Genomic DNA, 24,283 nt, shown 5'->3' with positions numbered 1-24,283 from the left:
CTCTCTTTAGTAAAAAGAGCACTGAAATCCACAAAACTTATTGCGAGCTCTTATACCAGTAGAAAGAAGATAGAAGCAGAAAACTAAAATTAAAAAATACCTTTATGTAGTTTGAATATCTTCCCAGTATAAAGAGCCAGGGAAATACATAGAAAAACAAAGCATGGTTAAGTCTGGAACTAGAGTGATTGTTTGACCTAAAGAAGCTCTTAACACAGCATTCAGTCTCTTCAAAATCTGACCTACATATCCTTCTTTTAAAACACCTGCTTCTGTTGAGGACACTTCAAAAAACACAGAAAACCATATAGTCCTGTTACTTCCCTTATCTAAAAGCGCCCACATCTCTTCTATGGATCGTATTTCCGATTCACCTTCAACAAATTCATTTTCTGTCTTCACCCTATGAAATACAGGGAAAGAAACTCCATGACCATCAGAAGATAGTATACGGGATCTTTGTGGAGGATTAAAAAAATGCATCAGAAGTAAACGTACTAATTTCTGTTTTCCGTTAAGACTAATCTCTTCTTCAGTCTCTGATAATCGCATTTCTTGAATTACTTTTTCTTCTCCTTCATTTGCAAAGACCATTTGTTTATGAAGACATTTTGAGGGCCATTTCACTGTTTGTAAATTTAGGAGATCTAAAATTTCCTCTATCTTAGCTTGATGACATTTATAGACAGGAGTTTTAGAAAGTTTGCTGGGGACCTTTACACACCTAAAGTGTGTATGCATTAGATAATGAAATATACAGGCCACCAAGATAAATGGGATTAAGATAAAGGCTAACATAATGATAAGGATTCTTTTACAGGCAGCTATTGCAGCATTTTCTTTTATTCGCTGATCCTTATTAAATCGGTCTAAACTGTTAACTTTTAAACGCTTCCCACCCAACGAAAACCAAGAGTCTAATTCTGCCATCAACCGATTCTGAATCCCAGAAGACACTTCAGAAAAAAATGCATAGATTTTCATATAAAATACCTTATTAATTTTTAGCGCGAGGATGACAAAGAGATTATAGTTAATTATCTAGATTTTTAGTTCATCTTTGTTATCTCTTTCTTAAAAAACTCAATAAGAAACACATAGAGATAAATTCTTAATAATAAGGTTGAAGCAAATTTCAAAGATACTGTTAAAATTAAGAAAAGGTTAGTGTAAAAACTGAAATCTTTCCTACTAAAACAAATTATTTTAGTGCAATATCAAGAATCAGAGTTCCTGCGTTCGCAATATAGCGTCTACAGTTTTTCCAATATGTGCGGGAGAATCAATAACGGTCACACCACATTCACGTAAAACCTGCATTTTACTTCTAGCATCTCCGGAACCTCCAGAAATAATAGCCCCAGCATGACCCATGCGTTTCCCTTGGGGAGCTGTGACACCTGCAATAAAGGCAACAACAGGCTTTGTACATTGGGATTGAATCCAAGCTGCCACTTCTTCTTCAGCACTACCACCAATTTCCCCTATCATCAAAATCAATTCTGTGTAAGGGTCTTGTTCTAATTCTTCGAAGACGTTGATAAACGACATTCCATTTAGTGGATCACCGCCAATACCTACACAAATACTCTGGCCGATTTTGATTTGAGTAAGCTGCCAAACAGCTTCGTATGTCAAAGTTCCTGATCTAGAAACAACTCCAACATTGCCAGGCATATGGATATATCCTGGCATAATACCAATTTTACATTCCCCTGGTTTAATAATTCCTGGACAATTAGGTCCAATAAGTTTTGAGGAACTATTTTTCATAACTCTAGCTACTTCGAGCATATCTCGTGTAGGAATACCTTCAGTAATACAGACAATGAGTTCGATACCAGCGTCTTCAGCTTCAAGGATTGCTTCAGCAGCATAAGGAGGGGGGACAAAAATCATTGTAGCACGACAACCTGTAGCGTCCTTTGCCTCAAGTACAGAATCATAAACTGGAAGGTCTAACCATAAGGTTCCTCCCTTCCCTGGAGTAACGCCACCTACAAAGTTAGAACCATAGGCCACGCACTGCTCAGTATGAAATGAACCGGATTTTCCTGTAATTCCTTGTGTAATAATGGGAGTACTTCTACTTAATGAATGAAACATATAAATCCTAAATCTACATACTCAAAGCTACAGCAAGCCTAGCACCTTCTTCCATCGAAGAGACAAATTGACAAGGAACTCCAGATTGCTGAACAATTTCTTTTCCTAATTCTACATTTGTCCCTTCGATACGAATCACCGTAGGGATCTCTTTATCTCTTGTTCCCATAACTGCAACAAGCCCAGAAGCAACTACAGAACAATCCATAATTCCTCCAAAAATATTGATGAAAAGCACTTGCACACTCTCATCGGATAGGACTAACGATACCGCTTCTTGGACTTGTTTTTGAGAAGCCCCTCCTCCTACATCTAGGAAATTTGCTGCATTCCCACCATGTAACTTCAAAATATCCAAAGTACTCATAGCAAGTCCTGCACCATTGACGATGCAGCCAATGTTTCCCTTCAAAGCAATGTAAGACAGTCCAATTTGCTTGGCCAGAACATCACGAACATTCTCTTGAGAAGGATCATAAAGCACTTCTAATTCAGGATGACGATATAAAGCATTGTCATCTATGGTGATTTTAGCATCTAAAACAAGAAGCTTACCACCTGGAGTCAAAATCAAGGGGTTAATCTCTAATAGAGATGCATCATTTTCATAAAAGCACTTAGTAAGCTTCTTAATTAACTGAATACCCTGCTGCATAACTTCTTCCTTCCAACCCATGAACTTGGCAGCTTGGCGGAGTTGGTAATTATAAATATGTCCATAAGAGGAGAGCGAAAGAATCTGTAACTGTTCTGGATGGGATTCAGTAACTTCTTCGATATCCATGCCTCCTGCTTTGGAAAGCATGAGAGCTGGGCAGCGAAGCTTCCGATCCATAATCACCGCTATATAATATTCTGCTTGTATATCAACAAGTGGGGATATCAAAACCTTCTCCACGGGAAGAAATCCTTCCGCAGTCTGATTACTAGTAAAATGCATCCCCAATAATTTGGATATAGCTTGTAAAATTTCCTCTCGAGATTTTGCTACAATAACTCCACCATTTTTTCCTCTTCCTCCAGAGTGGACTTGTACTTTAACTACAGCAGAATCTAACCCTGATTTAATAATGAGCTGTTCCCCTTCTTCCTGTGAAGATACTACCCAGTATGGAGGAATAAGCACATCATAGGAGGCTAAGAGGTCTTTAGCTTGGTACTCATGAAGATACATAAATAACTCTTTGCGTTTTCCTTCTTATCTTGTATCATTTCTTTTACTTCAACTAACTTTGCTATTAGGGATGTTCAAATTCTTTAGTAACAAGCTTCAATCTTTATTTAGAACAAATGCCGATATAAATCTTATAGAATACGCTGAAAGCTTGTTTTATGAAGCAGATTTCGGAACCGAGCTGACTAAAGAGTTATGTGCTCGGCTTTATCGAACTAAAAAAGCTGATGAATCTTCTATTAAAGAGCTGATTACCTCTCTACTCTATGAATCTCTTGAGGGGCTTCCCTATCAAAATTCTGAAGTTTCTACTACACGCCCATTGGTTTCTTTAATTCTTGGGACCAACGGCTCGGGGAAAACCACAACAACAGCCAAGCTTGCTCACTATTACAAAGAACGATCTCACAACGTGATGCTCGTAGCCACAGATACATTCCGAGCTGGTGGCATGGACCAAGCACGGTTGTGGGCCAAGGAGCTGGGCTGCGGTTTTGTATCTGGGAAACCTGGTGGAGACGCCGCTGCTATCGCTTTTGATGGTATCCAGGCAGCGATAGCCCGCGGGTACTCGAGAGTCATTATTGATACATCAGGAAGACTCCACGTACACAGCAATCTTATGAAAGAGCTCTCTAAAATAGCCTTGGTTTGTGGAAAAGCGTTAGAAGGAGCCCCACACGAAGTTCTTATGACTGTTGACTCTACCTTAGGAAATAACGCTGTAGAACAAGTTCGGATATTTCACGATGTTATTCCTTTATCAGGACTTATTTTCACAAAAGTAGATGGTTCAGCCAAAGGTGGGACTCTTTTTCAGATAGCTAGGCAACTACAAATCCCTACAAAATTTATCGGTTATGGAGAGTCTCTTAAAGATCTTGAAGAATTTGACATAGATCTTTTTCTAGAGAAGCTGTTTGCAGGGACATAGGTAGAGTTTAATCTCTGTTTCCTGAAGATGAAAAAATCTGCAGTAAATACCAAAATACCATGATCACATTACAGTACATTTTAAGAGCAAGCATCAAAGAAAGCTTGTAGCCTAAAGCGTTATTGTTACCTACGTTAGAAGAAATGCGCCGAATTGCTTGAGCATCAACAGCTGTTAATCCAACAAAAATTACTAGTCCCAAATAACAAATCAACAAATACATTAAGGGCATCGTGACAAAAATCGAGATCACAGCAAATACTAAACTTACTAATAAAAGTCCTATTAAAGCGAAAGTTATAATCTTACTAATTCTAGTGAGGTCACTTTTTGTAAATGCACCATAAAGTGCGGCTAAACCAAAGACCAAAGCTGCTGATCCGAAAGCTGCCCAAATAACTCCTCCCCCATACTGAGCAGCATAAACAGGGAGTAGGGTTCCAAAAAACATTCCTTCTAAGGTTGAATAGAGAAGGAAAAGTCCTGCCATAGTAGAAACTGATAGCGTTTGGATTTTAGCGTTAATAAAAAAAGATACGCCTAGAGTCGCTAAACACCACACCCACCAAAAAGAAAATAGACTTCTGTATAATCCAGAAAAATACAGAGACAAGGCAACACATGACGTCACAATTAGTCCTGCTGTCATCCAACCATAGACTCTAGAAGCAAAGGTCCCCTGCACTCTAGAATCTTGTATATAGTCACGATCATATAGTCCCATAGAACCCTCCTAAATTGCTCGGTTAACATTCACAAATAGAGCAAAATAAATTTAAAACCCATAATAAAGGCTAACTACATTTATTACTATCATCAAGAACATTAAAAATAAAGTAAACCTGCCTCCTGGAACTAATTGTTTCTCTTTGTGCTTTTGCTTGCCATAGCGTCCTTTCCATACAATTACTGTTGGGAATAGTCCGATAATGATTGCAGCCCCAAAGCCTCCAGCATACTTAAGACATGTTAAAACAATCTCAGGATAACAAATAGCCCAAGCGAGTGGAATAATGAATGTTAAAAAGAAAATTGAAAATGGATGTGATTTTTTGTTCCATCTTAAACCATCAGCAAGAAAGTCCATTACACCAAGCGCGACCCCCACAAAAGAGGAAACTAAAGCAAAAAATCCAAAAAGCTCACCAGCAACGTAAAATCCAAAGGAATGATGCGCCTGCTTGAGAGCTTCTACAGCAGTATACCCACCGATTTTTGCCTGAGCAAGAATAGGAAGAGAGACTGCGCCTAAAACTACAGCCTCCCATAAAACATAGAGAAGAAGAGGAATAAGTGTTCCTATGATAATAGCCTTTTTAACATCCTTAACCTTTTTATCCATGTAGTAATATAACGTAGGGATAATACTTTGAAACCCAAAAGCAAGAAAGAATACGGGAAATGCATTCATTGTAACTAGCCATGATGAGCGAAGTAAAAAGCTGGGTTGTATTTTCAATAAACCGAGAACACAAAAAATTCCAAAAGCTAAAGCTAAGCCGAATACAAAAAATCGGTTACAGTAATCAACGACTTTAGTCCCCCCCATAATGATAGGACCCATTAAAAGCGCAAAACCTAAAGGTCCAAGGTGACGAATCCATGGAATTCCTAAATTTTGACAATTGAAAATTCGACATAAGATGTTTCCTCCCTCACAGAAATATGCAATAAGTAGGGAATAAAACAAAAATAAGTAGACAAGACATATAGAAATTTTGCCTACATGACCTAGAATAGATTCTGCCATAGAGAGCATGTTCACCTGATTCTTAGATTCTTTCATCCAGGTCATCACCTCGAGAAAGCAAAGACCAGTAGCCATAGAAAAAAGCCATAAAACAATATATAGAAAAGTTGCAGGGAAAAAACCACCGTGCGCGGTGAGTACAGGAACTGCTAAAACACCCGCACCAATTGCAGAACCTGCGATAAGCAAAGATCCACCTAGAACTTTATTTGTCATAACTTATACCTAATGCTTCCTACCAACTCCTGCGATAAAAACGCAGGAGTATCGTTGCAGGATTTAGGATCCTGCCCTACCTATTTTAAGTAATTATTCTACGGTCACTGACTTAGCAAGATTCCTGGGACAGTCTATATTTGTTCCTTTTGCTAAACCCATGGCATATGCCATCACTTGACCAGCTATGGTGTATAACACAGGAGCAGCGAGAAAATGACTATTTGGTATATAGATCTGCTGATCAGAAACAGCGGCAACATCTTTACGAGCTTCGGGAGCAATAGCAATGACATGAGCATGACGTGCTTTGACCTCCATCATATTGCCAATCATTTTTTCATAGACAATATCATCACCACAAAATGCAACCACCGGAGTACCTCTACTAATCAAAGCTATAGGTCCGTGTTTCATTTCTCCACCAGGATATGCATTTGCTTCAATATAAGCAATTTCTTTGAGTTTCAAAGCAGCCTCCATAACAATGGGATACATCAGCCTACGTCCTAAAAACAGGAATTTATCTTCACCCACATAACCTTGGGCCCAAGAATGCAGAGCATCGTTAGCAAGAAGCTTTCGACATAAATCTGGTAGGCTCTGCAATCCCTGTCCAAAAGAACGTTGCTCTTGATGAGTCAAAGCGCCATGTAGACTTGCTAATTTCAATCCAAACAATATCAATAATAAGAGCTGCGAAGTAAATGCCTTTGTAGAGGCCACGCCAATTTCAATGCCTGCTTCTAAAAACAAACAATGGTCCACACCAAGAGCAATCGCTGATTCAGGGACATTACAAATTCCTAAAAGACTTCTTACGTTTCTTCTGCGTAATTCTTTCAAAGCAGACAATGTATCAGCTGTTTCTCCTGACTGACTGATCAAAATGCCTAAAGTATCTTTGCCTATATAGGGACGTCGGTAGCGAAATTCAGAAGCAACTTCAACATGTACAGGTATAGAAACTAAAGACTCTATCACATATTTAGCAAGATAACCGGCATGATATGAAGAACCACAAGCAACAATAGTAATTTCTTTAAAATTCTTAATAGGAAGATCAGATATAAATTCTGGTAGAATATATCCCTCCTCATCCATATGTTTTTGAATCAGGCCTTCCAAAACCTCAGGCTGATCATAGATCTCCTTAAGCATAAAATAACTATAACCACTTTTATTTGAAGGATCGTCATTACAAGTAATTTGTCGTACGTCTTTCGAGATTTTTTTAAGTTCTAAATTATAAACCTCGGGTTTCTTACCCTGAGCAATTATAGCAAACTCTCCAGAAGCTAAAATTTGAGAATGCCGCGTATATTTAACAAAAGCCCTGGAGTCCGAAGCAATAAAAGTTTCTTGTTTTCCTAAACCAAGAATTAAGGGGCTCTCTTGAGATGCGCAGAGAAGGAGATCCGGATGATCTTTATGAACTAACGCACAGCCTACGCTACCTCGCAATCGAAGTAAAGTCTGACAAAAGCTGCGTATAAGATCATGGGAATCTTTATAGTATAAAGCAAAGAGCTGAGCAATGATTTCAGAATCAGTATCAGAAACAAACAAAACTCCTTGCAAAGTCAGTTCCTGTCTTAATTCTTTAAAATTTTCTATAATCCCATTATGGACTACAGCACACAACCCATCTTGATCAGTATGAGGATGAGCATTTATCTCTGTAGGCACTCCATGAGTTGCCCAGCGAGTATGGCCAATGACTAATGAAGAGTCAATCTCTTGGTCTCTTAAAGAATCCGCTAGTTCTTTAACAGGACCCAGAGTCTTTTTGATAAAAAGCCCCTGGGGCACTACAGCAGCAAGACCCGCGGAATCATAACCACGATATTCTAATTTTGCCAAGCCTTCTAAAACAAGAGTTACACCATCTTGGTCTCCCAAATATCCAATTATCCCGCACATATAAAAATATCCTACTCTATACTGCCTATACCTAATTCTGCATTAATAACATCTGCAAGGGCCTTGGCAAGGCAGTCTACTTGATGTTTTTTAAGGCCTTCAACCATAACTCTGCATATATTTTCCGTTCCAGAATATCTTAATAATATACGTCCTGAAGGTCCTAGAGCATCTTGAACATCTCTTAAGGTCTTCTCAACAACAGGGATGTCTTTAAGAGGAACTTTTTCTCTTACAGCAACATTAATCAAAGTTTGAGGACTTTTTACAATTGGAGCTGTAAGATCTGAGAGTGTAGATTCACTTTCTATCATAATACGCAAGACTTGCAATGCTGAAACAATTCCATCCCCTGTTGTATTATAATCTAGAAAAATCATATGTCCGCTTTGTTCACCTCCTAAAGTCACTTCATGTTCTAACATAGTTTGCAAAACATGACGATCCCCTACTGGAGACGTGAATACTTGTAAGCCTAACCGTTCTAAATATTTTAGCACTCCAAAATTTGTCATTACTGTAGCGACAACACGGTTGTGGGGCAACACAGATCTTGTTTTAAGATCACCAGCACATATACTTAATATTATATCGCCATCAACAATATGACCTTTTTCATCAACCATGATAATTCGGTCTCCATCTCCATCCAAAGCAATCCCAAGATGAGCCTGATGCTCGATTACAGCTTTCTGAATTACTTGAGGGAAAAGAGCTCCACAATTTTCATTGATATTTATTCCATTAGGTTCGCATGCGCAACAAATTACCTCTGCGTCTAACTCTTCAAATACTGAGGGAGCTACTTTATAGGCAGCTCCGTGAGCACAATCCAAAACAATTTTTAATCCCTTTAAAGTACGCCCCTTAGGAAAAGTAGCTTTAACAAATTCTATATAACGTCCCATAGCATCTATAACACGCTTATTCTTACCAACAGCATGATCTTCAGGTAATGGGCCAAAAGCCGTTTGACTAACCATTTCTTCAATACGTCGTTCAAGAAAATCAGAAATTTTAAATCCTTCTGAAGAAAAAATCTTAATGCCATTATCTGAATAAGGATTATGTGAAGCAGAAATCATAATTCCTGCGTCTGCTCGATAGGCACGGGTAATAAAAGCAACTCCAGGTGTAGGAATGGGACCAAGAACAAGAGTTTCTATACCCATAGAATTTAATCCAGCAATTAGAGCATTCTCGAACATATATCCTGATAACCTGGTGTCTTTACCTACAACAACACGATGTTTCCCCAGTCTATCTTCTCGAAGTACTCTAGCTACAGCTTTTCCTAATAAAACAGTGGTTTCTACTGTCATAGGTTCAAAATTTGCCCTTCCTCGAACTCCGTCTGTACCAAAAAGTTTTCTCACATTTTGTTGCATGTTTACCTTAAAAATTTATTTCAAATAAGCGCCTTCTACTGCCTCCTAATACCACCAAGAACAAAACCTATAGACGATAGCCTGTAAGTAAAAATGATCTTAATAGAAGTATTCTTTGAGAAGAAGATCTCGATCTTCTATAGAGAACTGACTAATGCATGTAAAGTTCTATAATTTACTTCACTCAGAAATTAGAGATATTCTTAATTAAAATAATTTGCGTTATTGAATAAAAGGACCTGGGGAGAGGGTGAGTTTTCCAACATTCTACCATGTAATGCCTCGTTGATCTCGAACTGAAAATACAGACTTATCTCATGTATAGAACATCTTTTATTTTGGATTTTTCTCCTTGAAAACTTCGCTATTTTTGCTATGTTGGGATTTTCAAATGGAAGTAGATGTAGAGTATAGACTCTTTCTTCCAAGACTTTTAACTTTTAATAACTATAATAATGGTCTGCGAAAACAATATTCTCTCTGGTAGAGGCCTAGCATTGTTAAAAAAAAAATCTAATATTAATTTAACTCCCACGATCTATTCCGTTACCAACCATAATATCCAACTTAAAGATTTTTCACCTCAAGCGTTACTAGTCATAAAAACGTTGCGTAAAGCAGGATATACTGCTTATATCGTTGGTGGTTGCATCAGGGACTTGTTATTAAATACTACGCCGAAAGATTTTGATATCTCGACTTCAGCAAAACCTGAAGAAATTAAAGCTATCTTCAAAAACTGTATTTTGGTTGGTAAACGATTCCGTCTTGCTCACATTAGGTTTTCCAAACAGATTATTGAAGTTTCAACATTTCGCTCTGGTACCGATGAGGATGCTCTGATTACTAAAGACAATTTATGGGGGACTCCTGAAGAAGATGTATTACGAAGAGACTTCACGATTAATGGATTATTCTATGATCCTGAACAAGAAGAGATTATAGATTATACTGGGGGTGTTAACGATTTAAGGAATCGCTATTTACGCACAATTGGTGATCCTTTCACAAGATTTAAACAAGATCCTGTACGAATGCTTAGGTTATTAAAAATTCTATCACGATCTCCATTTACTGTAGAGGCCCAGACTCAAGAAGCATTGATTGCTTGTCGTCAAGAACTAACTAAAAGCTCACAAGCCCGAGTTTTTGAAGAACTCATTAAAATGCTGAATTCGGGAACTGCGAATAATTTTTTTCGTCTATTAATAGATAATCATATTCTAGAAATTCTTTTTCCCTACATGGCTAAGGCATTTCGCCTAAATCGCAAACTAGAAGAGCAAACAGCTAATTATCTAAAAGCTCTAGACAATAAACTACAGCAAAAAGAAACTCAGTATGAACGTCATCAATTAATGGCTATATTTCTTTTTCCTATAGTAAATTTTAATGTTCGGTATAAGTATCAACAACATCCCTACCTATCTTTAACATCAGTTTTTGATTATATTAAAAACTTCTTAGAACAATTTTTTTCTGACTCCTTCACAAGTTGCTCAAAAAAAAATTTTATCCTTACCGCATTAATTTTACAAATGCAGTATAGACTTACTCCTTTGGCTCCTACAAAAAAGGTCCTTTTTTTCAATAAAAAGCTTTTATATCACACGAAGTTCTTAGAAGGATTATCATTACTAGAAATCCGTAGTATAGTTTATCCTAAACTAGATAAAGTATATACTGCCTGGATGCATCATTACCAAGCTCTGAAATATAAAAAGGATTCTTCTCAAAATAGGTCTTAATATGATCCCTTCTGACCTAGTCTATCTTCTTTATCCCCTAGGTTTTTTTGCCAATCTCTTTTTCGGCAGTGCTTTTTTAGTGCAATGGTGGCTAAGCGAAAAACGCAAACAAACATATGCTCCGCGAAATTTTTGGGTTCTCTCCTCATTAGGAGCAATTCTTATGATCATCCACGGGATAATTCAAAGTCAATTTCCTGTCACGGTTCTCCATGTCGTTAACCTAGTCATCTATTTCAGGAATCTAAATATTAACTCATCCCACCGTCTTTCCTTTCAAACAACCTTAATCCTTATGGCCTCAAGTGTATTCTTGGTCACACTCCCTTTTCTTTATATTAACATAGAATGGATGGCATCTCCGGATATCTTTCACTTCCGTCTTCCTCCAGCACAACTTCGTTGGCATCTCATAGGATGTCTAGGCCTTTTGATTTTTTCAGGTCGTTTTCTATTTCAGTGGTTTCACATAGAATTTACTAACAGCAAGGATTTTCCATTAATATTTTGGAAAATCGGACTTCTTGGTGGATTTTTAGCTCTTATTTACTTCATTCGAATTGGAGATCCTATAAATATCCTCAGCTATGGGTGTGGACTATTCCCATCAATTGCAAATTTACGTCTTTTTTATAAAGAACGTCGTTCAAGACCGTATGTGAATACGCATTGCTTTCTCTCTGCTGGAGAAGCTAGCGGGGATATTCTTGGGTCTAAATTAATTCAATCGATAAAGTTTCTATATCCAAACATGACATTTTCTGGAGTTGGAGGTCCGAGTATGCGACAAGAAGATTTCCAACCTCTTTTGCATACCGAAGAATTTCAAGTTTCTGGCTTTGTTGAAATTTTAGGATCTCTATTTAAATTATTTCGAAATTATCGAAAAATTTTAAAAAATATTCTCCAACAAAAACCAGCGACCCTTATCTTTATCGACTTTCCAGACTTCCATTTTTTTCTAATCAAAAGGCTAAGGAAACGGGGATATCGAGGAAAAATCGTCCACTATGTTTGCCCTAGTATTTGGGCGTGGCGCCCAACAAGAAAACGCACACTGGAGAAATATCTAGATACTCTTCTACTTATCCTCCCCTTTGAAAAAGACCTGTTCAATAATACCTCCCTAGAGACGATCTATTTAGGCCACCCCCTGGTTGAGGAAATTTCTAACTATAAGGAACTCATGTCTTGGAAAGAAACATTCCTTATATCTGATCGCCCTATTATTGCTGCTTTTCCTGGCAGTCGCCGCGGTGATATTGCCAGAAATTTGCAAGTCCAAATACAGGCTTTTCTTAGTTCCTCTGTATCTCAGACGCATCAGCTGGTAGTTTCTTCATCAAACCCTGAGTATGATACAATTATCCGAGAAATGCTACAAAAAGAAGGTTGCAAACGTAGTCAAGTCGTCCCTGCTAATCTGCGCTATGAACTTATGAGAAGCTGTGATTGTGCATTAGCAAAATGTGGAACGATAGTTTTAGAAGCAGCCTTAAACCAAACCCCCACAATTGTAACCTGTCAACTTAGGCCTCTAGATACTTTCATAGCAAAATATATATTTAAAATTCTTTTGCCTGCCTACTCGCTCCCTAATATCATTATGGACTCTATTATTTTCCCTGAATTTATTGGTGGTAAAAAAGATTTTCATCCAGAAGAAATTGCCATTGCTTTAGATTTACTTAGTCAAGGCGAAACAAAAGAAAAGCAAAAAGAAGCTTGTCGCAAGCTATCTGAAGTCATGATGAGAGGCAAAACAGCCTCTCAAGATTTTGTAAAACAAATTTTTGATACCGTTCCCAATCTAAAACCCGAAGGCCTTTGCATCATGTAAATATGAACTCTATACCTAGTAGAGTAGCGAAATAGAGAGAGTTAGCTTTTTAAATTAGAGATACAAACACTTAGTTTTCAAGACTTTTAAAAATTAAAGTAATCTTTATTAAAATCTTAACTAAGATCAAATTGATTAAATCTGATAATTTAATATAAAATATTTCTGTTTAATCGGTAAATCAGAGTAAATATGTCTATTTCAACACCTTCTTCCTCCTCTTTATTAAAGTCTTCTAACCTTATTCCAGAACGTTTACCAAGTAATTCCTCAAGCAATCAATTGGTTATAGAAGAAAATCCACGACAGGCATGTTTAATCAAAGTTGCTCGAATGATAGAGCCAATCTTTATATTCAAGACCTTGCAAAAAGCATTAAATCCATGTGGATGTTCTAATCCATTAAGTTGTCTCTCTATTAATATCCTAGCATTCATCATTACGGTAGTACTTCTCATTCTTCTTTTGCCAATTAGGCTTATCTTAACAGCAATCACTTACACATGTATGCCAAGAAGTAAAAAAATCGTAACACCGCCTCTCCGTCGACCTTCTACTATTGAAATCGAGCAAGTCATTATACCTTTTGATCTTGCCATGCAAGAACTCTTGTATCTAGACAATAAACCCCGCCTTTTTAGAATCAATCCAAATAATCTAACAATGATGCCTGAACCTAATCCCGTTTTAAGGAGGCTTTCAGCAATTTCGGATCAAGAAAGCAAGAAACTTATGCAACAGATCCCAAATTTATGCCGTGAGTTAGAAAAAATATTAAAAAAACTCGGGGTTTTGACTAGTGAGTGGGAAAAGATGTTAATGTATTTTAACGATCTCGCACTGGAAGATAATAGCTTCGACGATAAGCGTGCGTTCCCAGCTCTTATTAATATACTTATAGAAGCTCTTACCTGTAAGGCGCCTTTCTTTTCTGACCAAAGCAACATCCCTAGTTTAAAGGAAAAACAACAAGCAGCTCTATTCATTGCGCAATCGTCTTATACCTGTAAACCAACTTGGGCAGAAGTCATGATTAGAGCTCTTATTAAACTATATAGCAGAACTAATCAAGCACAGAATCAGCTCCTTCTCTGGGTTCAACAGTTTAAAGAAGAGACATTATTAAATCTGCAAGATGGAGCAGCTAACGAATATGAATCTATAGGCCAGAAAAAAACTCCTAATTATACAAAGTCAATAGAAATAGCACTAAAACAAGAAGCAGAAGCATCATTGCAATGGCATATTCTCAATACTATAAAATATTTTTACGGGGAAAAATTTGGCCTCGTCACAGAACACTTAAAAGGGAACGTTGGTTACCTAACTTTACGTCAAACCTCTATACACACTAATGAGGGACCAGAAAAAGCTCAAGAATTAGCTGTTCTATTCGAAAGTTTGTATCTGTCTTCTGGAAACAAGCTTATTGAAAACGTGTTTAAAGCATTCCAAAAAGCAGATTCAGAAACACAAACTCTTGTTCGCGATTTTGCTCTAGACATCTTAAAAGAAGCCTTACAACTTGGCGACACCGATGCCCATGTTGATATCTTTAGTAAATTTTTCGTTGATGCGGAGACTTCCGATCTTAATATAATGGGAATAACTTACCTACTCTATGCCATAGGAATTATCGAGCCGGTACAATAGGCAAATTGAAATAAAAAATGGGTTACTAAAAGTAACCCATTTGTTTTTCATCGATTGATATCAAAAATAGATAACTCTAATTAGAAAATTATCCGAATACCACCATTGAAGTCGTAAGCTGTAAGATCTTCTCGCCATTCATAATTAAACCCTAAATAGGTACTTAAATATGAATTCCATTCTGTATTATTACTAAAACGAGATTTCCAAGCCTTACAAGGAATATCCACTCCTTGACTTTTCCAAGAATAAGCGGCGTCCTTTAATGTAACTAGAGAGACAGGTTGTTTACGACATATATCAAATACATAAGATACCTGTACGCTATTAACCTCAGAGCGTGACCCCCGAGAATACCCGTGCTCTAGGGCAAAACCTACAGGAATGCCGACATTCTCAAATCGAGTTTTTTTGAAAATTCTAACTTCTTTGCCCTGTTCACAGAATTCTGGCAAATCTATACGCGCATATTCTACTTCTACAAAAGGAACCACTGTCGATATGATGCTTGATAGCAACCGACGTCGATTGACAATATAGCGATAGTCAATACTAGAGCTTGCTATAAACCCCTTTCCTATCCAAGAACCCGTGGAATTACCTAAATTAGTATAATCTGTCGTTAGCTCATTGTTTACATTTCCGTAAACAAAAGCTCCTTTTACTAACCAAGAACCCGCTAAAATGCCTGAATATGCAGCTCCGACATAACTTTTTTGATGAATTTTAGCTGTGTAGGATTGGCTGTCAGTTTTACCAAAGAATTGCGTAAAACATCCTCCAATTAAAAAGTCTTCAACTAATTGTGTATCTAACCCTAGGCAATAACCTGCAAGTTGATGTTTAAATCCATCAATATCAGAAATATTTCGACAATCTTCAATAACGCCCAATCCAGATCCCCAAATATTTGTAGAAAAGTCTAATTCCATTCTTTGAGCAATCGTATGATGACCAAAAATTTCCTGTTTAAGAGCGCCAAGATCCGTATATTGACTCCAAAGACTATTTAAAATAAGAGCTCCTTGCTTCTCTGGATTTAACTTATACCCAGTAGGCTGCCAACCAACTACAAGTTTTCCGTCGTCCATTTTAGTTTCAGACCAAATTCCTGTATGACCGTACGTTGCTGTTGTTAACTCAGGTAGAGACACATCAATTTCCACGTTCGATAAAGAGGAATCCGTTATAGGGGTCCCAGACATTCCCTCTGCTGTTTTAAGTGCAATTAAAGGGATATCCTTAGGAGAACTTAAAAGAATATGATTTTCATACCCGATATTTGTAAGATCTACAATCTTAAGATCTATCTTATTAGAGTTTAATGTTGTCCCTTTAGGGATCACAATTTCAGGAGGCAAAGGCAAAGTTCCATCTTGTTCAGGAATAAAGGAAGAAATATCTACAACAACATTTGTAATATCTGCAAGCACTGTAGTTGTATCTATAACCTTATCGACTAAAGGAGTACTCATACCAATCTGAATTCCTGCAGAAATAGATTTCTCAGGTTTATTTTCTATAGAAGTAGGAGGAGTCTTAGTACCAATTTCAGATTCAAAAATACGAAGAACAGAGCCTGCTGACAATAAAATAGTACTTCCTGCCTCCTGTTTAAGTCCTGCCAACCAAAGTTCTGCGTTTTGAGACAAAGCTAAAGTGCCCTGTTGAATAACAGCAATCTGAGGAATTTTTGAAGTGCCATGAGAAAAGCGTATAGTACCTTCATGGTGTTCCTGGATCTCATCTTGGGACTTACGGTTAAAGATTAATGAAGGAGCACTTAAAGGACTTACACCTTCATTTGGCAAACTACGAATCAGATAGTCTTCATAGGTAATTGGATCTCCAAAAATAATGCTTTTACCTGCAACAGCAGAAAGCTCTACTATTTTTGAATCTTTTCCACATAAATGGATTGCATTACAACTGCCGTCAAAATTTATATTACCTTCAAAGGCAATATCCCCTCCAAATGCCTCTAAAACAACAGTTCCTCCCTCTGCAATCTGGATACCAGCACCACTAGAAGCCCTGTTCCCATAAAACGAAACTGTTCCTTTATTTTGTGCTATTTTGAGATTCTGTGTATAGACCGCTCCTCCTCCAGAGAGTTCTGTTACTGATGAAGAAGGGGCAATTTGAGTGTTATTTTTAGCAAATAAAATATTACCTGTATTTCCTAAAATTGTAAGCGTTGATTTATCATTGCGTTCAGAAGGAACCAAGGACCCTACAAAAATAGCTCCTCCATAGGATCCTGTAGAATTTCCTAAAAATAACACATCCCCTTGATTATCCTGAATATTTACAAAAGTCTTCGCAAGAATGGCTCCTCCACTAGACTGACTATTTTCCTGGCTGCCAAAAACAATATTATCTTTAAATTCTATGTTCCCCTGATTGTTGGAAATCGTTACAGACCCTTTAGGAGCAGCAATTCCAGCACCACCAATACGTGTTCTATTTTTTTCAAAGGATACTAAAGAGTTATTGCCTATAACGTTTACTGATTCCTTCAAAGCACAAATCGCTCCACCAAAATTTCCAGAACCATTAGAACAAAATTCAACTGCATAGTTTTCAGAGATCTCTATACTTTTAGCTAGAATCGCTCCACCTGAATCATAACCATTCGAAGTTACGTTATCCGAAAATGTAATTGCTTGATTATTGCGAACAACAACTTCGTTAGTAGAGAGCAAAGCTCCGCCTCCTACAATAGCTGTATCACCGACAGCAGAAGACTCCTCTCCACCACCAAGGTTATGAGAAAATCGAAGATTTCCAGAGTTATCTGTAATTAAGATTTGTTCAGCTAGAATCGCTCCACCACCACGAATGTCTATTGAAGAAATAGTGGGTTGTTCTTCAGCTTTTTCAGATAAAAGAACTACCGATTCTTCTTTAGTAAGAGTTTCACCTTCAACTTTAATGGGCTCTGGGAGTTCTTGATCTGCGGCAACTTTTTTATCATAGCAAGCACGATCTTTACGAACACAAGCTTGATAAGAAACGTCCTCTGTAACTATAGGTTGAGTATTTCCTGGCGAAGTTTCTGTTACTTGAGGAGCTATATACTTTTCACTAAGACCTTGACCTTTATTAGATTTAAAAACAAGGTTCCCAGAATTTTTAGAAATTGTTACTACACTCGTAGAAAGGATAGCACCTCCACCAACGTACTTTCCTATCGAAAATGTACTTCCACCTAAATTTCCTGAAAATTCTATATTGCCACTATTGGAATCTAGAGAGATGTTATGCCCCCATAAAGCTCCACCACCCGCATAATTCTCTTCTTGTGTCATTACTTCTAAAATAGAAGCTTTATTTTTTAAAAAGGTTATAGATCCAGAATTCCCAATAATACTAATATTTTCTATAGAGGTATTTTCTTTTAACGTAGGAATCGATTGAGGTCCACAATAAATGGCCCCTCCTCGATTTCTAACCTCGTTCTCTTCAAAAATAAGATCTCCAAAGTTGTTTTGAATCAAAACCTTGTTATTTGCAGTTAAGGCTCCTCCTGTTAAAACAGCTGTGTTATTTTTAAAAGAAACTCCACCAATAGTTTCGTTTAGATTAACAACATCTGCTAAAATGGCTCCTCCATGTGTTTTTGAAGTATTTTTAGTGTACTGTACTATTGCATTGTTTCTTAAAGTAACAATACCTTGAGTAGCTAAGGCACCTCCACCAACAAAATCTATTGTCTTTACATCTTCTCCAAGACTAACTAAAGACTGATTTTCAGAAAATTCAACAAGGCTGGAGTTCCCCTCAATTTGAATATCGCCTTTTGAGGATATTGCTCCTCCAGACAAAGCTCGATTGCCCTTCCACAAAACCGTATTTTCGTTCCCTCTACAAATAAAACTTTCACAAGCAAACGCACCTCCATTCGCTTTTTCGGAACTATTTTCGCTTACTAAAAATGCTCCTTTGTTATGTAAAATAGATATCTGTCCACCTAAAAGAGCATTTTCCATTGCATCATTACTGTCAGCATGGAAAACAGCTCCTCCCCGACTAAAATCTTTAGTAAGGCTTAGAGCCTCAAGATTTAAACTAGTCTTACAATCTGTTAAAACTACATTTCCACAATCTGTGACAACAATATTGGCACCAGAAACAGAGCCGTCTTTTAAAGACTCACAAGATTTAAAATCCAATCCTTTAGCAAAATTTTTGAAAACAACATCTGCATCAGAATAAATAGCAGCTCCACGATCAGGAGCTTTAATATTTTCAAAACCTAGACCCGCACTATCTCCTGAACCAGAAAAAATAATTCCCTGGAATGCTCCAACAGTTTCAGAGATAGGCTTAGATAATGTATTTTTATAACAAAATGCCAAACCTTGAAAAGGGTCTTGTGAAGAAATTTTAGCTTCAATAATGTCGCTTGAAGAAGTTTCTAGAGCTAAATTTTGTGAAGTATTTTTATTTTCTTGATTTAGTTTATCCTCTTTGGGATCAGCAACATCTTCTGTCTTTTTAAGATTAACTGGATCAAGTTGAGGAGAGAGCTGGAGGCTATTTCTTGTATCTAAATCAGACCATATTAACTTTTGATCAATAGTATATAGTGTAGTTTCTTGAACAAGATGTTGAAAATTATCTAAAAAATTAGGTTGAGAGGTATCAAGAGTCTTTCCATTACTTCCTTGAGTAAGAGATACTACATTATAGTTAGATTTGTCTGAGTCTTTTTGAATACTATTTACAGTATCAGATTCATTTACAACAGATGTTATTTCGTTCTCAACATTGATATTAGAAGAACTTTTAATAAACTGTTCACTTAATACGCCTAAATCCAGCTCAGAACCGTTTAGGAAAACTCCTTGAAAAGAAATCCCTGCTGAAAATATCGCTACTATTACGGAATGAGAAAATGTGGATCTATAAGATCGTGCTGTTTTTTTCGCTACCATCGTAACCTTACACCTAAGAGGTATTTATAAAAGATTTTGCAAAATGTGTAGCACTATCGACAAGATCCCGTCAATAAAGAAAAAGATATACAGAGAAGCAAAAAATTGATTTTAGTTAAACTAAAGCAAATTAGACAAAATACGTTTGCACAAGTGTGCGTGAGCAAGATTTACGGATCCTAGAATACCTTGAAATAAAGAAGGACCGGAAGCCTTGCCGTGACACTTGATGACAAGCTTAGAAAGACCACAAACTACAGAACCAGGATAAAACGTATAGTCTAACTGATGTTGAATATCTGTCTCGATTTTATCCCCTAAAATACGACGTAAAAATTCAAATACCCCTTCCGCAGTCTTCAAGAAAATATTTCCTGTAAATCCATCAGTTACAACAATATCTGCTATGCCATTAAAGACAGCTCCACTTTCTATATTACCTAAAAAAGCATCTTCGAAAGTTTCTCGAAGCATACGAAACGTCTGACGATGAGTTTCCGTTCCCTTACGTTCTTCCGAGCCAATATTAAGCAAGCCAATCGTAGGAATCCTAGACTCCCCAAGACATTGACGGTAGGCAATGCCCATACGAGCAAAATCTATGATCTCCTCAGGCTTAACAGAAATATTTGCTCCAACGTCTAGAATGACCGCATGACCTTGCATCGTAGGAATACAAACAAGTAGTGCAGGACGAGATACTGCTGGAAAAAGAGGAATCTTGGTACGAGCCAATGTGATTAATGCTCCTGTATTTCCTGTGGATACAAAAGCATCAATTTTATCTTCTTGAAGATAATCCAAACCCAAAGCCATTGACGAAGATTTTTTTCGGATAGCTACTAAAGGAGAGTCCTCCATAGCAATAAAATCCTTCGAAGCAATAATTTTAGGGAATCTATCGGGAGGAAGCTCCGTTACAAATTCTTCTTGAATCTTCTTTTGGACATCCTCAGAAGCAAAAAGAGTGAAAGCAAAGGGGAGGCTAGAATCTTGGCATTTAAGGATATCAACCAGCACTTTCCAAACAACAAGAGGAGAATGGTCTCCTCCCATTAAATCTATCCCAATTTGCACTTCCATAACAATCAGATAAGACTTATTTCTTTTCTACAGTCATAACAGCTTTACCGTTATAAAAACCACAAGAAGCACATATAGTGTGGGAAAGAACCGCGTGCTTACAATTACTACATTTTGCTGCACAACGAATTCTTTTAGCATCGTGACTTCTTCGAATATTTTTTCTTGCATTACTATGTCGATTGCGTGGTACCGCCATGTTCCTTACCTTTTATAAATACTCAAAGGGATTATTCCTCTGATGTTTTTTTCTGTCTTCCAAAAATTTTAAGATATTTTTCCTCTCAGGGCATCCCTTTGTACTACATTCTTGAAAACGATCGCTTTCTAAAAGAAGCTCCTGACGAATCAAGGGTTTACAATCAAAGATTCCAGAGCTTACCTCGTCATGTGAGATTAAACGTTCTAAAGCGGGCAAGCACACGAAATATAAAAATAAATTATTACAAACTGGACAGAACAACCCTAACTGAGTCTCTAATTTTAGTGAGAGGAGCCACTGATTGTTATCTATACGCCCCAAAGACCCTTGAACCTTAATTGGAGAACTCAACAGCTGTTCTTCGCCTTTCTCTCGAAGGTGTTCAGGGTTAATAGAATAATTTATTTGTTCTGTATCTCCAGGTAGTTTTAAACGAAAAATATATAATTTTAAATTATCAATACAGCCCACACTAAAACCTTTATTACCTAGAACCAAGGCTTTTTGAGAATTAGAAAGATAGCTTATCAAAGACAATGATTATAGAAAACAAAGACCTACTGTTGAAAAAAATTAAATTAAAATGACCTAATTATTTTTAAAAAGAATCAAAAAGCCATTTCTGTAGAATTTTTTACCTATTTTCTTTATAATCACTAAGGTAACTTATCTCACGAGCAATTAGAAATTTAAGTTTCGACATCTAGAAACCCATCTTTTTCCAAATAAAATAAGCAAGCTCAAGAAAGGTATGATATAGGCACAAGGAAAGTCATGGAAAATGAAATTTTACTCAACATAGAATCGAAAGAAATTCGTTATGCCCATCTAAAAAACGGTCTACTTTTTGATCTAATTATAGAGCGGAAAAAGGTTCGACAACTTAAAGGTAACATTTATCGAGGACGCGTCACTAATATTCTAAGAAATATTCAATCTGCCTTTATTAATATTGATGAGAGGGAGAATGGTTTTATTCATATTTCAGATATTTTAGAGAACTCCAAAAAGTTCGAACAGATGTTTGATATGGATCTAGAGACTCTCCCCGAGGGAACTTCAGAAGTTTCTGTTCTTGCTGAAGGGGCTCCAATTGAAGAACTGCTTAAATTAGATAGCCCTGTTCTGGTTCAAGTAGTCAAAGAGCCTATTGGAAGTAAGGGAGCACGTTTAACTTCGAATATTTCCATTCCAGGACGTTATTTGGTGCTTTTACCAAATTCCCCCCATCGCGGAGTGTCTAGAAAAATTGAAGACCCCCATATGAGAGAGCAACTAAAACAACTCATTCGTTCTTTTGAAATGCCTCAAGATATGGGGTTAATTTGTCGTACGGCAAGCACGACAGCATCTACTGAGGCTCTTATTAATGAAGCGCACGACCTATTATTAACTTGGAAGACTATTTTAGAAAAATTTTATTCCACAGAGCAGCCTTGTTTGCTTTATTCAGAGACAGATATACTAAAAAAAGCTGTTATTACGTGTATTGACAAGAACTACAAGCGACTCTTAATTGATGATTATAGCACGTATCAAAAGTGCAAACGCATGTTAAAAAAATACTCTCCTGACACCTCAATCAAGATAGAGTATTATCGAGATTCCATTCCTATGTTTGAACGTTTCAACATAGAAAAAGAAATAGATAAGGCAACAAGAAGAAAAATTTGGCTTTCTAGTGGAGGGTATTTATTTTTTGATAAAACAGAGGCTATGCACACTATAGATGTCAATTCAGGTAGAAGCACACAATTAGAAAATGGTGTAGAAGAAACTCTCGTCCAAATCAACCTAGAAGCTGCTGAGGAAATTGCTAGACAACTGCGTTTACGTAATGTCGGTGGTTTGGTGATTATTGACTTCATTGATATGAAGTCGCGTAAGAATCAGCGACGTGTTTTAGAGCGCTTGAAAGAACACATGAAATATGATGCTGCTCGGTGCACGATTTTAAGCATGAGTGAATTTGGACTTGTTGAGATGACTAGGCAAAGAAATCGAGAATCTTTAATGCAAACACTATTTACTACGTGTCCCTACTGCTCTGGAAATGCCATTATTAAAACACCCGAAAGTGTGGTAATTGAAATTGAAAGAGATTTAAAGAAAGTAATCAACCACAAAGAACATACTCATCTTTGTCTCGTTATACATCCAGAAATTGCTAATTACATGAAGGAGGAAAACAATGACGACGAGATGATTAACTTAGCAAAACAATTAAAAGCCAAGCTTCAGATCAATACATCAGACTCACTTCATTTAAATCACTACCAGTTCTTCTCACTCATTACAGGGGAAAGTATAGATTTATAGGGTAATATACATGCAGTTTTCCAGGTATTTACAACATGCTTTTGATAACCAGTATCTCCCCGAGCCTTTATATCAAAAATTTTCTGTTTTTCATCAAAATTACATTGATGCAGCCACAAAAAAATTCGCATCTTCTCAAGCAGAGGCGTTATGTTTACAATGGGTAAAGGTTATCATTGATGACTTGAAAAACCCTTTTATTTTCCCCCCTTATCATAAAAAAATTCGAGAACCTATAGATTTATACCGCTTGGGGATAGATTTTTTTTCTTTAGTTACTGATGAGCAAAATTCTCGAGTTTTAAATATTAACTGCCTTCAGGAAATTCAAAAGTACATTGCCAGAGGCGACAACGTTGTGCTGCTTGCGAATCATCAGACAGAATGCGACCCGCAACTTATGTACTACACCCTAGGAAAAACTTGTCCTGAGTTAATGGAAAAAATGATTTTCGTAGCCGGAGATCGAGTTACCTCTGATCCACTAGCTCGTCCATTTAGTATGGGGTGTGATTTATTATGTATCTATTCTAAGCGTCATATTGCCAATCCCCCGGAACTTCGAGAAGAGAAGTTGTTTCACAATCAGAAAAGTATGCAAATCTTAAAGACCCTTTTACATAAGGGAGGTAAATTTATATATGTAGCACCTGCAGGAGGTCGCGATAGAAAAAATGACCGAGGAAAGCTATATCCCACAGAATTTTCCCCGGAGAGTTTAGAGATGTTTCGCTTATTAGCTAAAGCTTCCAAACAGGTAACACATTTCTATCCTTTTGCTTTAAAAACCTATGATATTCTCCCCCCCCCTCCAAAAATAGAGGATACGATTGGGGAACATAGAGCGATTTTCTTTGCTCCAGTGTTCTTTAATTTTGGAGAGGAGTTACTCTTTGATGAGTTGTGTTCGAAAGAGGAAATAATTAGTTGCGATAAGCATTCTCAAAGAATGTTAAGAGCAACTAAAATATTTTCTATTGTAAAAGATTTATATGAGGAGCTCTAAG

The 24,283-nt window shown here is 37.0% G+C and carries 17 protein-coding genes; 6 read left to right on the top strand and 11 right to left on the bottom strand.

The features are described 5' to 3' along the window. Positions 1–102 precede the first annotated feature (102 nt). The 3 genes from C834KP_RS04730 to sucC form a co-directional block, all read right to left on the bottom strand. Entirely contained in the window at positions 103–984 is an 882-nt protein-coding gene (locus C834KP_RS04730; RefSeq protein WP_108897015.1) for a DUF648 domain-containing protein, read from the bottom strand. Between the two features lie 240 nt (positions 985–1,224). Then, entirely contained in the window at positions 1,225–2,106 is an 882-nt protein-coding gene (gene sucD, locus C834KP_RS04725; RefSeq protein WP_108897014.1) for a succinate--CoA ligase subunit alpha, read from the bottom strand. A 13-nt stretch (positions 2,107–2,119) separates the two neighbouring features. Next, on the bottom strand, positions 2,120–3,280 hold the full coding sequence (gene sucC, locus C834KP_RS04720) for an ADP-forming succinate--CoA ligase subunit beta (protein ID WP_108897013.1): 1,161 nt from the start codon (positions 3,278–3,280) through the stop codon (positions 2,120–2,122). Between the two features lie 70 nt (positions 3,281–3,350). Here sucC and ftsY point away from each other — a divergent pair, with 70 nt between their 5' ends. Then, positions 3,351–4,214: a signal recognition particle-docking protein FtsY gene (gene ftsY / locus C834KP_RS04715; RefSeq protein WP_108897153.1), complete on the top strand. Its 864-nt coding sequence runs from the start codon at positions 3,351–3,353 to the stop codon at positions 4,212–4,214. Positions 4,215–4,221: 7 nt separating this feature from the next. Here the strand turns inward: ftsY and C834KP_RS04710 are convergent, their stop codons facing one another. From C834KP_RS04710 to glmM, 4 genes are all read right to left on the bottom strand, one after another. After that, positions 4,222–4,938 carry a Bax inhibitor-1/YccA family protein gene (locus C834KP_RS04710; protein WP_108897012.1) on the bottom strand — a complete coding sequence of 239 codons (717 nt, stop codon included), beginning with the start codon at positions 4,936–4,938 and terminating at the stop codon, positions 4,222–4,224. 51 nt (positions 4,939–4,989) lie between these two features. After that, complete coding sequence (locus C834KP_RS04705) at positions 4,990–6,180, bottom strand: aromatic amino acid transport family protein (protein WP_108897011.1); 1,191 nt, start codon at positions 6,178–6,180, stop codon at positions 4,990–4,992. Between the two features lie 93 nt (positions 6,181–6,273). Next, positions 6,274–8,103 carry a glutamine--fructose-6-phosphate transaminase (isomerizing) gene (gene glmS / locus C834KP_RS04700; RefSeq protein WP_108897010.1) on the bottom strand — a complete coding sequence of 610 codons (1,830 nt, stop codon included), beginning with the start codon at positions 8,101–8,103 and terminating at the stop codon, positions 6,274–6,276. Between the two features lie 11 nt (positions 8,104–8,114). Next, the gene (gene glmM / locus C834KP_RS04695) at positions 8,115–9,491 is read right to left on the bottom strand and encodes a phosphoglucosamine mutase (RefSeq protein ID WP_108897009.1); all 1,377 of its coding nucleotides are present in this window, start codon (positions 9,489–9,491) and stop codon (positions 8,115–8,117) included. 455 nt (positions 9,492–9,946) lie between these two features. On the opposite strand from glmM, the gene pcnB reads away from it, so the two are divergent. From pcnB to C834KP_RS04680, 3 genes are all read left to right on the top strand, one after another. Further along, positions 9,947–11,239 (top strand): polynucleotide adenylyltransferase PcnB, encoded by a 1,293-nt coding sequence (pcnB, locus tag C834KP_RS04690; RefSeq protein WP_108897008.1) that lies wholly within the window; start codon positions 9,947–9,949, stop codon positions 11,237–11,239. Position 11,240: 1 nt separating this feature from the next. Then, entirely contained in the window at positions 11,241–13,079 is a 1,839-nt protein-coding gene (gene lpxB, locus C834KP_RS04685) for a lipid-A-disaccharide synthase (protein WP_108897007.1), read from the top strand. 192 nt (positions 13,080–13,271) lie between these two features. Next, a complete protein-coding gene (locus C834KP_RS04680; RefSeq protein ID WP_108897006.1) occupies positions 13,272–14,732 on the top strand; it encodes a DUF1548 domain-containing protein in 1,461 nt (486 codons plus the stop codon). An 80-nt stretch (positions 14,733–14,812) separates the two neighbouring features. On the opposite strand, the gene C834KP_RS04675 is transcribed toward C834KP_RS04680, so the two are convergent. The 4 genes from C834KP_RS04675 to C834KP_RS04660 form a co-directional block, all read right to left on the bottom strand. Next, positions 14,813–19,672: an autotransporter domain-containing protein gene (locus C834KP_RS04675; protein ID WP_108897005.1), complete on the bottom strand. Its 4,860-nt coding sequence runs from the start codon at positions 19,670–19,672 to the stop codon at positions 14,813–14,815. 120 nt (positions 19,673–19,792) lie between these two features. Then, positions 19,793–20,755 carry a phosphate acyltransferase PlsX gene (gene plsX, locus C834KP_RS04670; protein WP_108897004.1) on the bottom strand — a complete coding sequence of 321 codons (963 nt, stop codon included), beginning with the start codon at positions 20,753–20,755 and terminating at the stop codon, positions 19,793–19,795. Between the two features lie 16 nt (positions 20,756–20,771). Next, positions 20,772–20,954, bottom strand: a complete 183-nt coding sequence (gene rpmF, locus C834KP_RS04665) for a 50S ribosomal protein L32 (RefSeq protein ID WP_108897003.1) — start codon at positions 20,952–20,954, stop codon at positions 20,772–20,774. Positions 20,955–20,966: 12 nt separating this feature from the next. Then, a complete protein-coding gene (locus C834KP_RS04660) occupies positions 20,967–21,428 on the bottom strand; it encodes a DUF177 domain-containing protein (protein ID WP_162295480.1) in 462 nt (153 codons plus the stop codon). A 303-nt stretch (positions 21,429–21,731) separates the two neighbouring features. Between C834KP_RS04660 and C834KP_RS04655 the strand changes: the two genes are divergently transcribed. Then, positions 21,732–23,276 (top strand): Rne/Rng family ribonuclease, encoded by a 1,545-nt coding sequence (locus C834KP_RS04655; RefSeq protein WP_108897001.1) that lies wholly within the window; start codon positions 21,732–21,734, stop codon positions 23,274–23,276. Positions 23,277–23,286: 10 nt separating this feature from the next. Beyond that, complete coding sequence (locus C834KP_RS04650; RefSeq protein WP_108897000.1) at positions 23,287–24,282, top strand: 1-acyl-sn-glycerol-3-phosphate acyltransferase; 996 nt, start codon at positions 23,287–23,289, stop codon at positions 24,280–24,282. Position 24,283: the final 1 nt, after the last annotated feature.

This window comes from Chlamydia serpentis (assembly GCF_900239945.1).
Classification (GTDB): domain Bacteria; phylum Chlamydiota; class Chlamydiia; order Chlamydiales; family Chlamydiaceae; genus Chlamydia; species Chlamydia serpentis.
Note: the sequence above shows the minus strand (reverse complement) of the source record. Positions and strands in the feature narration are given on the sequence as shown.

Bases quoted from the DNA above. Each gene is read 5' to 3' on its own strand.
- C834KP_RS04730 (WP_108897015.1), bottom strand. From the start codon at position 984: ATGAAAATCTATGCATTTTTTTCTGAAGTGTCTTCTGGGATTCAGAAT.
- sucD (WP_108897014.1), bottom strand. From the start codon at position 2,106: ATGTTTCATTCATTAAGTAGAAGTACTCCCATTATTACACAAGGAATT.
- sucC (WP_108897013.1), bottom strand. From the start codon at position 3,280: ATGTATCTTCATGAGTACCAAGCTAAAGACCTCTTAGCCTCCTATGAT.
- ftsY (WP_108897153.1), top strand. From the start codon at position 3,351: ATGTTCAAATTCTTTAGTAACAAGCTTCAATCTTTATTTAGAACAAAT.
- C834KP_RS04710 (WP_108897012.1), bottom strand. From the start codon at position 4,938: ATGGGACTATATGATCGTGACTATATACAAGATTCTAGAGTGCAGGGG.
- C834KP_RS04705 (WP_108897011.1), bottom strand. From the start codon at position 6,180: ATGACAAATAAAGTTCTAGGTGGATCTTTGCTTATCGCAGGTTCTGCA.
- glmS (WP_108897010.1), bottom strand. From the start codon at position 8,103: ATGTGCGGGATAATTGGATATTTGGGAGACCAAGATGGTGTAACTCTT.
- glmM (WP_108897009.1), bottom strand. From the start codon at position 9,491: ATGCAACAAAATGTGAGAAAACTTTTTGGTACAGACGGAGTTCGAGGA.
- pcnB (WP_108897008.1), top strand. From the start codon at position 9,947: ATGGTCTGCGAAAACAATATTCTCTCTGGTAGAGGCCTAGCATTGTTA.
- lpxB (WP_108897007.1), top strand. From the start codon at position 11,241: ATGATCCCTTCTGACCTAGTCTATCTTCTTTATCCCCTAGGTTTTTTT.
- C834KP_RS04680 (WP_108897006.1), top strand. From the start codon at position 13,272: ATGTCTATTTCAACACCTTCTTCCTCCTCTTTATTAAAGTCTTCTAAC.
- C834KP_RS04675 (WP_108897005.1), bottom strand. From the start codon at position 19,672: ATGGTAGCGAAAAAAACAGCACGATCTTATAGATCCACATTTTCTCAT.
- plsX (WP_108897004.1), bottom strand. From the start codon at position 20,755: ATGGAAGTGCAAATTGGGATAGATTTAATGGGAGGAGACCATTCTCCT.
- rpmF (WP_108897003.1), bottom strand. From the start codon at position 20,954: ATGGCGGTACCACGCAATCGACATAGTAATGCAAGAAAAAATATTCGA.
- C834KP_RS04655 (WP_108897001.1), top strand. From the start codon at position 21,732: ATGGAAAATGAAATTTTACTCAACATAGAATCGAAAGAAATTCGTTAT.
- C834KP_RS04650 (WP_108897000.1), top strand. From the start codon at position 23,287: ATGCAGTTTTCCAGGTATTTACAACATGCTTTTGATAACCAGTATCTC.